General features: G+C 58.0%; 9 protein-coding genes. 1 reads left to right on the top strand and 8 read right to left on the bottom strand.

The features are described from left to right. The 8 genes from A3754_RS02880 to cysM all read right to left on the bottom strand — a co-directional run. On the bottom strand, positions 1-253 hold a 253-nt coding region (locus A3754_RS02880), incomplete at its 3' end, for an Ohr family peroxiredoxin (RefSeq protein ID WP_156496720.1). A 97-nt stretch (positions 254-350) separates the two neighbouring features. Next, positions 351-812: a MarR family winged helix-turn-helix transcriptional regulator gene (locus tag A3754_RS02875; RefSeq protein WP_063518803.1), complete on the bottom strand. Its 462-nt coding sequence runs from the start codon at positions 810-812 to the stop codon at positions 351-353. Between the two features lie 282 nt (positions 813-1,094). Then, positions 1,095-2,099, bottom strand: coding sequence for a porin (locus A3754_RS02870; protein WP_063518802.1), 1,005 nt, complete (start codon positions 2,097-2,099; stop codon positions 1,095-1,097). Between the two features lie 177 nt (positions 2,100-2,276). After that, positions 2,277-3,059, bottom strand: coding sequence for a nucleoside triphosphate pyrophosphohydrolase (gene mazG / locus A3754_RS02865; RefSeq protein WP_063518801.1), 783 nt, complete (start codon positions 3,057-3,059; stop codon positions 2,277-2,279). A 198-nt stretch (positions 3,060-3,257) separates the two neighbouring features. Continuing rightward, on the bottom strand, positions 3,258-5,498 hold the full coding sequence (gene relA, locus A3754_RS02860) for a GTP diphosphokinase (protein WP_063518800.1): 2,241 nt from the start codon (positions 5,496-5,498) through the stop codon (positions 3,258-3,260). Positions 5,499-5,509: 11 nt separating this feature from the next. Beyond that, entirely contained in the window at positions 5,510-6,847 is a 1,338-nt protein-coding gene (gene rlmD, locus A3754_RS02855; protein WP_063518799.1) for a 23S rRNA (uracil(1939)-C(5))-methyltransferase RlmD, read from the bottom strand. Positions 6,848-6,973: 126 nt separating this feature from the next. Next, the gene (locus A3754_RS02850) at positions 6,974-7,756 is read right to left on the bottom strand and encodes a 3'-5' exonuclease (protein ID WP_063518798.1); all 783 of its coding nucleotides are present in this window, start codon (positions 7,754-7,756) and stop codon (positions 6,974-6,976) included. 35 nt (positions 7,757-7,791) lie between these two features. After that, positions 7,792-8,691 carry a cysteine synthase CysM gene (gene cysM, locus A3754_RS02845; RefSeq protein WP_063518797.1) on the bottom strand — a complete coding sequence of 300 codons (900 nt, stop codon included), beginning with the start codon at positions 8,689-8,691 and terminating at the stop codon, positions 7,792-7,794. A gap of 202 nt (positions 8,692-8,893) precedes the next feature. On the opposite strand from cysM, the gene A3754_RS02840 reads away from it, so the two are divergent. After that, positions 8,894-10,880, top strand: a 1,987-nt coding sequence (locus A3754_RS02840) for an ATP-binding protein (protein WP_231880456.1), incomplete at its 3' end; no start/stop codon positions are given.

The following is a 10,880-nucleotide window of genomic DNA, read 5'->3' as shown; positions in this document are numbered from 1 at the left end:
GCCCGGTAATCGCCGTATCATCCGGCAATGCGACCTTGGCCTTGCCGGCCACCAGCTTCAAGGCACCGAGAAAACAGGCTGAGTACCCCGCGGCAAACAACTGTTCCGGATTTGTGCCTTCGCCACCTGAACCGCCCAACGCTTTCGGAGTGGTGAGTTTCACGCTCAACTGGCCATCATCGCTGGCAGCTTTGCCATCTCGACCACCGGTGGCCGTTGCCGTCGCTTCGTACAGTACTTTTTCCAAGCTCATCATTTTCTCCTTCCGCTCAAACTGCACTATTTAATAGTGCGCTATTTAAATATCAGCAACACAGGGCAAAGGGCCTTGTTCAGTGGACTTTGCCGACTTAGCCCAGGTCGCTACCCGCCAGGCGGCGACGCAGCGAGTGCAAGTCATTACGCAGCTGCAGTAACTGATCCGGCTCGCACTGGGTAGAACAGAGTACGGCTTCGGGAACGGCCTCGGCAGATTTGCGCAGCTTTTTGCCTTGCGCGCTCAGACGTATCTCCACCTGCCTTTCATCCGCGCGGGAGCGAGTGCGCTGCACCAGCTCCGCCGTTTCCAGACGCTTCAACAGTGGCGTCAGCGTGGCGGAATCGAGATACAAGCGCTCCCCAATTTCCGATACCGACTGGCCATCTTTCTCCCACAGCACCATCATCACCAGATACTGGGGATACGTGAGCCCAAGCGTTTTCAGCAGCTTGCGATAAACCTTGTTCATGGCCAGCTGAGCGGAATACAGGGCAAAACAGACCTGCATGTCCAGGTCGAGTAGCGAATTGTCTGATTTAGCGTCTTTACTCATAGCGCCATATTAAATAGCGCACAATCTAATTGCAAGTTTTACAAAACCCATCATTGTTCCTACAGCGGCGCGGTAGCAGGGTTTTGTTTCCTGTTTGTGTGGTTTTCGCGTCTGGCATTCGGCGTTGAGCGTCATGCAAAGTGCGAGAGGTTCGCGGTAAGCCTATTAAAAGGCCAGGGAATCTCTGAATAACTCAAAAAAAAGCCCGCCAAAAGGCGGGCAACTGTTACTTGCGTCGAGGAAAGTCTGCTCAGCCAGTCGGTGCTGCCTGAGCTTTTTTATTTAGAACTTGTGTTCCATACCGATACCGAAGATGGTTTCTTCAGTGTCAGCCACATCGAACTCAAGCTGTGTACCGTAAGCGTAGACTTTGCTGGCTTTGGCCAGTTTGTAGTCTGCGCCCAGGCTTACCTGAGTGGCTTCTTCGTCGGATACGTCACCTTCAGTCATGCCGTACTGGGCTTTCAGCTTGACGCGATCAATCTTGAAAGCACCGCTCAGGATGTAGGAGGTTTCTTCGCCGTCCGCTTCAGTTTCTTCAGCAGTCTGGAACAGTGCGCCGATTTCGAAGTTGCCCGGCTTCAGGCCAAGAGCCACACGGGTGATATCGATGGTCGGGCTAGTACCGGTTTCATCGGTGATCAGCTCGTCAGTCATGTCTGCATCGTGAGCGATGGCACCGTAGAACATGTCTTTTTCAGCAACCAGAGACACGGAGATGGTGTCTGCCAGGCCGGTTTCCGGATCGCCGTCACCGTCGATATCGTTGTTTTCTGCAGGAATGAATGCAGCGTTCAGGGTTACGAGGTCACCCAGAGCAGGCGTGCTGTACTGGACGATGTTGGAAACCCGGTTTTCGCCAGACAGAACGTTCTTGATATCACCGCCGATATCGTTGAACTGGTCGATCTTGCCCTGGGCTTTCTTGGTAGGGGTATCAAATTTACCCGCTTTCAGGGTACCGAAGCCGCCTTTCAAACCACCGTAGATGTTACGCTGGGTGAAGGTCTGGCCGCCTTTGTCGCCGTCGTCTACGCTGATTTCGAATTCAGCCTGGTAGATGGCTTTCAGGCCAGCCACGTCCAGATCGAAATCACCTTTAACACCCAGGCGGGAAGCGTTGCTGTTCAGTTCCCAAGCGTCTTCACTGGGGTTTACGCCATCGTCAAACTCAGCATTTTCCAGAGAAACGTTAACTTTACCGTAAACAGTCGGGCCATCGGCCAGGGCCAGGCCAGGCATGGCTACGGCAGCCCCCACAGCGATCGCAAGCAAATTCTTCTTCATTCCAACACTCCTTCAATCAGGCAATATTTTGTATGCAAAGTAACAGCGTGACTGAAACCCCAACCAAGCGAGGTAACGTTTACTGCTTGGTGGCGCAGTATGGGGAGAGTGGATGACTGAAAAGTTTCTCTTATGTGAAGTTTTTATTTCACAGGAACAAGACGGGGATGAGAGGGGTCAATCTGCAGATTTTTTCGCTTGCTGCCAGGCGGCTTCCAGCGCGTTTTCATCCAATGATTTCAAAGGGTTGGACTGTTCTCGCTCCATGGTGCGAAAACGCCGTTCGAACTTGTTGGAGGCCCGGCGCAAGGCCTGCTCCGGATCGATTTTCAGGTGGCGGGAGAGGTTTACAAGGGTAAAAAGCACATCTCCGAACTCATCTTCGATGGCATCTTTATGACCGTTTGAGAGTGCCTCGTCCAGCTCCGCCAGCTCCCGGTCAACCTGTTCGCGTACGGGTTCCGGCGCGTGCCAGTCAAAGCCAACCTTGGCGGCTTTTTTCTGAATCTTCCCCGCCCGTTGCAGTGCAGGCAGGCCCTCCGGTACACCATCAATGGTGCTGGCGTGTTCGCGCCCCTTGCCGGCGCGTTCCTGCTGCTTGATCTGTTCCCAGTTAGCCTTTACCGCCTGCTCATCACCCGCTTCGGTATCCGCAAAGACATGCGGGTGGCGCCGTACCATCTTGTCACACAGCACCTGAACCACTTCATTGAAATCAAACAGCCCCTGCTCTCGCGCCATTTGCGAATGGAAAACCACTTGCAGCAGCAGGTCGCCCAACTCTTCCTTCAATTCCGGATAGTCCCGCTGGGCAATCGCCTCGGCCACTTCGAAGGCTTCTTCAATGGTATAAGGCGCAATGGAATCGAAGTCCTGCTTGATATCCCACGGGCACCCGGTTTCCGGGTCACGCAGGCGGGACATGATGGAGAGGAGGGAGTCGATGGGAGTAGTAGACATGCTTTCCCCTGCTGATAGCGGCCGTGCTTATGAGCAAAACGTGGAGATGAATTGATAACGACGCGGAATCGCGTTGGTCAGGTTTGAAGGAGCCAGAGGCCGCGACCAGTCCTGGACGTGGCTTCTCGACTCGCAGAAACAACCCACCTGCTCAACAACGTTATCAATTATCCATTCTCAATTATCAATTGCCTTTAATCATTTCTTGTAGCGCCGAACTTCCAGCACGCCTTTAAGCTGGTCCATCTTGGCCAGTACCTTGCCCAGATTCCCCAGGGTGGCGATTTCCAGGGTGAGCAGCATGGTGGCGGTGTTGTCATCCTGATGGGACTGGGTGTGCACGGCGGTCACGTTGACCTTTTCGTTGGCCAGTACAGCAATCACATCCTTGAGCAGACCCTGGCGATCCCAGGCGCGCAGAAACACATCCACCGGGTAGGTAATCCGGTCGGCTTCGCCCCAGGTCACTTCGATCACCCGGTTAGGATCATCGCCCTGCATGGCCAGCAGCTTCTCGCAGTCGGCGCGGTGAACGGTAACGCCCCGCCCCTGGGTAATAAAGCCCATGATCTGATCACCAGGCACCGGCTGGCAACAGCCCGCCATATGGGTAAGCAGATTCCCCACCCCATGGATAGTGATATCACCACTGGTGGAGGCTTTCGGCTTGGCCGGGACAAACTCCATTTCCTGCTGGTTATTGTCCGGCTGCAGGGCCTGCACCTGATTGACCACATGCCCCGGACGCAGGTCGCCCGCCCCCAGAGACGCCAATACGTCGTCACCGGTTTTCAGGTTGAGGTGCGGCGCCAGAGTATCCAGATCCACTTTTTCCAGCGCCAGCCGCGACATTTCCTTTTCCAGGATGGTGCGGCCCTGAACGATATGCACATCGCGGTCCTGGCGCTTGAACCATTGCTGGATTCGCGCCCGTGCGGATGACGTCGCCACATAGCCCAGTGACGGGGTCAGCCAGTCACGGCTGGGGCCGCCTTCCTTGGTGGTGAGAATGGTGACCTGCTCACCGGTATTCAGGCTGTAGTTCAACGGCACGATGTGACCGTTCACCTTGGCGCCCCGACAGCGGTGCCCCACTTCGGTATGAATGTGATAGGCGAAATCCACCGGGGTGGCCCCGGATTCCAGGTCCACCACATGGCCTTCCGGGGTGAAAACATACACCCGGTCGCTGACCAGACCGTGGCGCAGCTCGTCCACCATGGCATCCGGGCTATCGTCACCCAGCTCTTCGTGCCATTCGAGCACCTGACGCAGCCAGGTAATACGCTGCTCGTAGTCGGTAACGCCGCTCTTGCCTTTCTTGGCGCCCTCTTTGTAGCGCCAGTGAGCACAGACTCCCAGCTCCGCCTCTTCATGCATATCGAAGGTACGAATCTGGACTTCCAGCATCTTGCGTTCCGGGCCGACCACGGCGGTGTGGAGGCTCTGGTAACCATTGCCCTTGGGGCTGGCAATATAATCGTCGAATTCCTTGGGCACGTGCTGCCACAGCGAATGCACAACACCCAGCGCGGCGTAACAGTCGCGCACTTCCGGCACCAGAATACGTACCGCTCGCACGTCATAGACTTCACCGAAGTCCAGGTGCTTTTTCTGCATTTTCCGCCAGATGCTGTAAATGTGCTTGGCTCGCCCATTCACCTCGGCACCACCGATACCGTTTTTTTCCAGGTATCCGCGAAGTTGCTCCAGCACGTTCTCGATGTACTGCTCACGCGCCAGGCGTTTCTCATCCAGCAGCTTGGCAATTTTCTTGTAGGCACCCGGTTGCAGGTAACGGAAGGACAGGTCCTCCAGCTCCCACTTCAGCTGACCAACACCCAGCCGGTGGGCCAGCGGCGCGTAAATATCGAAGATTTCCTGGGCTACCTTGCTCTGGCGCTCCGGGTCCGCCTCCTTGACCGCACGGATGATTACCGTCCGCTCGGCAAGCTTCACCAGGGCGACGCGCACGTCGTCGACCATGGCCACCAGCATCTTGCGCATGTTGTCGAGCTGGCCATCCTGCTGGCCCAGCACTGCCTTGCGGGTGGGGTTGAGCGAGGTACTGATCGCCGCCATGCGCAGCACGCCTTCGATCAGGTTGGCCACATCCGGGCCGAATTCCTTCTCCACGTCCAGCAGCGTGATCTGCCCTTCGCGCACCGCCCGGTAAAGAACAGCGGCAGGAAGAATGTCACTGTCAGCCCCCAGGTCCACCAGCACTTCGCCCATTTCCAGGCCGATATCCAGGCAGCCTTTGCCGTAAGGCCATACCCGGCCTGCGGCCTCACCAGCCAGCTGGCATTGCTCGGCGCGTTCGCAGGCCTGTTCCAGCAAGGCACGGTCGCGGACAGGCGCGCGGTTTTCCAACTGCGTGATCCAGTCACGCCAGTGAACGATGGAACCTTCTGAGGGCTGTCGCCGTACCGTTACCATGGCAGAACCTGCTACTTCTTCTTCGCTTTTTCGAATACAGCGATGGACTCAACGTGGGTGGTGTGAGGGAACATGTCCATCACTCCTGCCGCTTTAAGACGGTAGCCCAGCGCTATCAGTTCCCCGGCATCACGGGCCAATGTGGCGGGGTTGCATGACACATAAACAATCTTTGACGCACCAAGCCGGGGCATCAGCTTCACCATCTCCAGTGCGCCGGTGCGCGGCGGGTCAATCAGGATACGATCATACGCCTCTCTGGCCCACGCCTGGCCGCTAATGTCCTGACTGAGATCCCAGGCGTGAAACTCCAGGTTTTCCAAGCCATTGCGGCGGGCATTCTCGTAACCACGCTCCACCATGGCCTGGCTGACTTCCACCCCCACCACCTTGCCGGCACGTTTGGCGGCAGGAATGGTGAAATTCCCGAGGCCGCAGAACAGGTCCAGCACCGTGTGCTCCGGTGAGATGTCCAGCAAGTCCAGTGCCAACGGCACCATTTTGCGGTTAATTTCTGCGTTTACCTGGGTGAAATCCGTAGGATGGAAGGCCAGCTCAACCCCTGCAGACGGGTGTTTGTAGTACAGGCGCTGCTCACCACCTTCTGGCCAGATACGGTGCACGGTACTTTCGTTACCCGGTTGCAGGTAACAGTGCCACCCCAGATTCTGGCAGAAGCCCAGCAGGGCCTGTTGATCTGCCTCAGGCAAGGGATCCAGATGACGGATAATCAGGGCCACATCGTCATCGCCGGCGGCCAGTTCAATCTGCGGGATACGGCTGCGGCTTTCCAGACCATGCATCAGGGTACGCAGCTCAGAAAGGCGGTGCCCCACGTCCGGGATCAGCACTTCACAAGTGCGTAGCTGGGCAATGAAGCTGTTGCGCTTTTCCCGGAAGCCCACCAGGGTTTCGCCTTTGGCTTCCACATACTTCACGCCCAGGCGGGCCTTGCTGCGGTACCCGGTCACCGGGCCGGTCAGCGGCGCCAGCCACTCCTCCGGTTCCAGGCCACCAAAATGCTGCAGCTGCTCGCGCAATACCGCTTCCTTGCGCGCTACCTGCACCTCCGGGCTCATATGCTGCAGGCTGCAGCCACCGCACAGGGCGCTGTGCTCGCACGGCGGGGTGACCCGGTCCGGGGAAGCGGTCACGATTTCCACGGCTTTGCCTTCATCGAACTTGCGGCGCATGTAGGTGAATTTGAACATCACCTCTTCACCGGGCAGTGCATTATCAATGAAGGTGGTCTTGCCATCGCGGCGGGCGATGCCCCGGCCATCGTGGCTCAGGGTTTCAATGCTGGCGGGCTCCGGGGTTTCCGGTAACTGCTTGCGACGTCGTGCCATGGAGGATCTCAATACTCTGGGGGTAAATACGGGAATGGGCAGCCATGCGGCGCAGGCTGCCAATGTGGTGCGGATTGTAGCGTTTCAGGCCGCTGGCGTCAGATTTGTGACGCCAGCGGCATCAGCTCAGCTTGCCGATGCTTTCTGCCAGGTCTCCAGGAACGCCAGGAAGTGCGGATGCCCTTCTTCCTTCAGGTAGTCCTGCAGCAAGGCCAGCTCCTGATCGTAACCGGTGGCATCCAGCTCACCGCGCATCAGTTGAAAACGCAGATACACCAGCCAGGTGTTGAGCACGTCGGTTTCGCAGTAGTCACGAATCCCCTTGAGATCACCATCCTGGAAAGCGTCGAAGACCTTGCCGCCGCTCATTCCCATCTTGCCGGGAAAGCCCAGCAGCGTGGCGATCTGGTCCAGCGGCGCATTGGCGCGGCCGTTATACATGGCCAGCACGTCCATCAGGTCCAGGTGACGCTGATGGTAGCGACTCAGGTAGTTGTTCCATTTGAAGCTGGAGTCTTCATTGCCGGTTTCCCAATAACGGTGGGCAGGCACACCATGCTTTAGCGCGCGATAGTGCAGCACCGGCAAATCGAAACCGCCGCCGTTCCAGCTCACCAGGTTCGGGGTAAAGCGATCGATGCCATCGTAGAAGCGCTCGATCAGCTCTTTCTCTGTGCTGTTTTCATCGCCCAGGGACCACACTTTCACCCCTTGCGCAGAACGTAGCACCACGGAAATGGCGACAATACGATGCAGGTGCAGGCGCAGAAACTCGGTACCATTCTCCTGACGGCGCAGGTTGAGCAAGGCGCTGGCAGTGTCCTTGTCGCTAAGCCCATCCAGATCGTAGATACGGCGCCCGCCATCCAGATCGGGGATGGTTTCGATATCAAAGACCAATACGTTCACATGCTCTCCCTGTTTTCGCTGTCAATTGTCCACTATCAACTGTCAACGGCATTAAACACACCGGTAGACAGATAGCGGTCGCCCCGATCGCAGATAATCGCCACGATCACGGCATTTTCCAGCTCGTCACTCAACCGTAGCGCCCCAGCCACGGCCCCGCCGGATGATACACCGCAGCTGATGCCTTCTTCGCGGGCCAACCTGCGCATGGTGCGCTCGGCCAGGTCCTGATCCATATCCATGACACGGTCTACACGGGCATCATCATAGATGGAGGGCAGGTATTCCTTCGGCCAGCGACGAATGCCGGGAATGGAGGCACCGTCGGTGGGCTGCAGGCCGACAATCTGGATAGCCGGGTTCTGCTCCTTCAGATACATGCTGCACCCCATGATCGTGCCGGTGGTGCCCATGGAACTAACGAAATGGGTAACGCCCCCATCCGTATCGCGCCAGATTTCCGGGCCGGTACTTTCATAATGGGCCAGCGGATTATCCGGGTTGGCGAACTGATCCAGCACCGTGCCCTCGCCACGGCCCTGCATGGCCTGGGCCAGGTCGCGAGCACCTTCCATGCCCTCTTCCTTGCTCACCGAAATCAGCTCGGCACCATAGGCGGCCATGGCATCACGGCGTTCCTGGCTCTGGTTGGCGGGCATGATCAACTTCATGCGGTAACCGCGCATGGCAGCGGCCATGGCCAGCGCGATGCCCGTATTGCCACTGGTGGCTTCAATCAGGGTATCACCGGGCTGTATCTGCCCGCGCTGCTCGGCCTTGAGGATCATGTTCAATGCCGGGCGATCTTTTACCGAGCCGGCCGGGTTATTGCCCTCCAGCTTGACCAGAATGGTATTGCTGGTCTTGCCTGGCATGCGCTGCAGACGCACAAGGGGCGTATTACCCACGGTCTGTTCAATGGTTTTATGATTCATGGCGCGTATTGTACCTAAAAAATAGCAGCACGCTGCATGCCCCACGCAACAACGCGGTGGACGACGCAGCCACCCCAGGCCAAGGGCGCTGCGCCGCTTAAGAAGTCACAATCTACACCTGCGCTATGGCATGAAGTCTAAGGCCTGCTGCATGTTGCGGCTCTTCAGGCATAATGGGGAAAACAACAGCAATCGGGGATTCATGGTCAACCAAAGCCTTCGCTCACGCCTGATGTTCATGGCCGCCCTGCCCGCCCTGTTGGCGGCGCTGGTCATTGGTGGCTATTCCATGGTCAACCGGATTGTGGATGTCCGCGAGACCAATGCGCAACGTCAGCAACTGGTCACCGATAGTTATGCCGCGCAACTGGAAACCCTGCCTCATGACAGCCGGGGCAAACAGCAGAAACTGTTACGCCAGTTACTGGAGGAGCAGGACGTCCGCGCCGCCAGCCTGGTATTCAACGATGGCAGACCAACCCTGCACGCCGGGCCACGGCTACGCCCCGCCCCTAACGGCGCGTCACCCGATGCACAGGGCCGGGTCACCACCGGTACCAGCTGGCAACTGGATCGGGATCTGAGCGGGGTGCTGCCCGCCCAACTCACCGTGGAGTTTTCCCAACAAGGGCAATACCTTTCCACATTGGAAAACCTGCTCACCCTGTTTCTGGTCATGCTGGCACTGATCATGATCGCCATGATTCCCGCCCTGCGCTTTTCGCGCCAGCTGACTCAACCCATCAGCGACATGGTCAGTGCGGTTCAGCGCATCCGCGATGGCGATCTCAGCATGGCCATTCACACCCAGGCCAAAGGTGAGCTATCAGAACTGGAAACCGCCCTGCGGCAAATGGTCGCGGCACTGGCCGACGCCCAGACCGAGCTGCAGCAGAACGTGGATCAGGCCACCCAGGATCTGCGCGAAACCCTGGAAACCATCGAGATCCAGAACATCGAACTGGACATGGCACGCAAGGAAGCCCTGAAAGCCAGCCACATCAAATCCGAGTTTCTGGCTAATATGAGCCATGAGATTCGCACCCCGCTCAATGGCATTCTCGGCTTCACCAAACTGTTGGACCGCTCTCCCTTGAGCCCGCGCCAGGAGGATTACCTCTCTACTATTCACAAGAGCGCAGAGTCCCTGCTGGCAATCATCAACGACGTGCTCGATTTCTCCAAAATCGAAGCAGGCAAACTGTCCCTGGATCACACCCCTCTCAACCTCCATGACCTGATCGAAGACGTGCAGACCCTGCTTGCCCCCATGGCGCAGGAGCGAAACCTGGAACAGGCAGCCATTATCTACTCCGATGTCCCGGTGGCGTTGTTGGGCGACCCACTGCGCATTCGCCAGGTGCTGACCAATTTGGTCAGCAATGCCATCAAATTTACCGACCAGGGCTCCGTGGTAGTGCGTGCCATGCTGGAGGAAGACCGGGGCGCAGAAGCGATCATCAAGATTACCGTCACCGATACCGGCCCGGGCTTGAATCCGGAAGCCCAGAAAGACCTGTTCAGTGCCTTCACCCAGGCCGACCAGAGTGCCCGCCGGCAGGAAGGCGGAACCGGGCTGGGGCTCGCCATCAGCAAGCGCCTGGTGGAAGGCATGGGCGGCGAGATTGGTATCGACAGCAGCGAGGGCCGTGGCTCCACCTTCTGGTTCACCCTGCGCACCGAGCGAAACCCTAAACAGCCGGCCCTGCAACAGCCCCATGCCCTGGTAGGCCGCACAGTCACCTTGATTGAAAGCGATGAATACGGCCGGCTGGGCCTGTACCACATGCTCAGCCATTTGCAGCTTCGCATCCATGAACAGCACAGCCTCAACGATCTCATGGAGGCACTGGATCAAGGGGGGCTGTCGCACAGTGATTTTCTGGTGATCGGCCTGCCCGGCCGGGCCCCGGGCATCGACCTGCAACAGCTTCTTGATGACCTTGCCGCCCTTGGCACTCCGCTGCTGGTGCTGTGCAACAACCCGGAAAATGTTTCCCGCTGGTTGGAGGACTACCCCCATTGCCAGGTTCAAGGCAAGCCCGCTACCCGCCAACGCCTGCATAGCGCCCTGCTGGCATTAAGCGGCCAGGACACAACCGCCCCCCGTCGCCAACCAGCCACACAGCCGTTCCCGCGCCCGCTTTCCAGCGCGTGGGCGGTTAGCGCGACAATGGGCGTATGGGTGC

Source organism: Alcanivorax sp. HI0083 (genome assembly GCF_001635175.1).
The sequence above is the reverse complement of the archived record's forward strand: the minus strand, read 5'-3'. Positions and strand labels throughout refer to the sequence as shown.

Coding starts and splice junctions, on each gene's coding strand:
- relA (WP_063518800.1), bottom strand. CDS start 5,498: ATGGTAACGGTACGGCGACAGCCCTCAGAAGGTTCCATCGTTCACTGG.
- A3754_RS02875 (WP_063518803.1), bottom strand. CDS start 812: ATGAGTAAAGACGCTAAATCAGACAATTCGCTACTCGACCTGGACATG.
- mazG (WP_063518801.1), bottom strand. CDS start 3,059: ATGTCTACTACTCCCATCGACTCCCTCCTCTCCATCATGTCCCGCCTG.
- A3754_RS02870 (WP_063518802.1), bottom strand. CDS start 2,099: ATGAAGAAGAATTTGCTTGCGATCGCTGTGGGGGCTGCCGTAGCCATG.
- cysM (WP_063518797.1), bottom strand. CDS start 8,691: ATGAATCATAAAACCATTGAACAGACCGTGGGTAATACGCCCCTTGTG.
- rlmD (WP_063518799.1), bottom strand. CDS start 6,847: ATGGCACGACGTCGCAAGCAGTTACCGGAAACCCCGGAGCCCGCCAGC.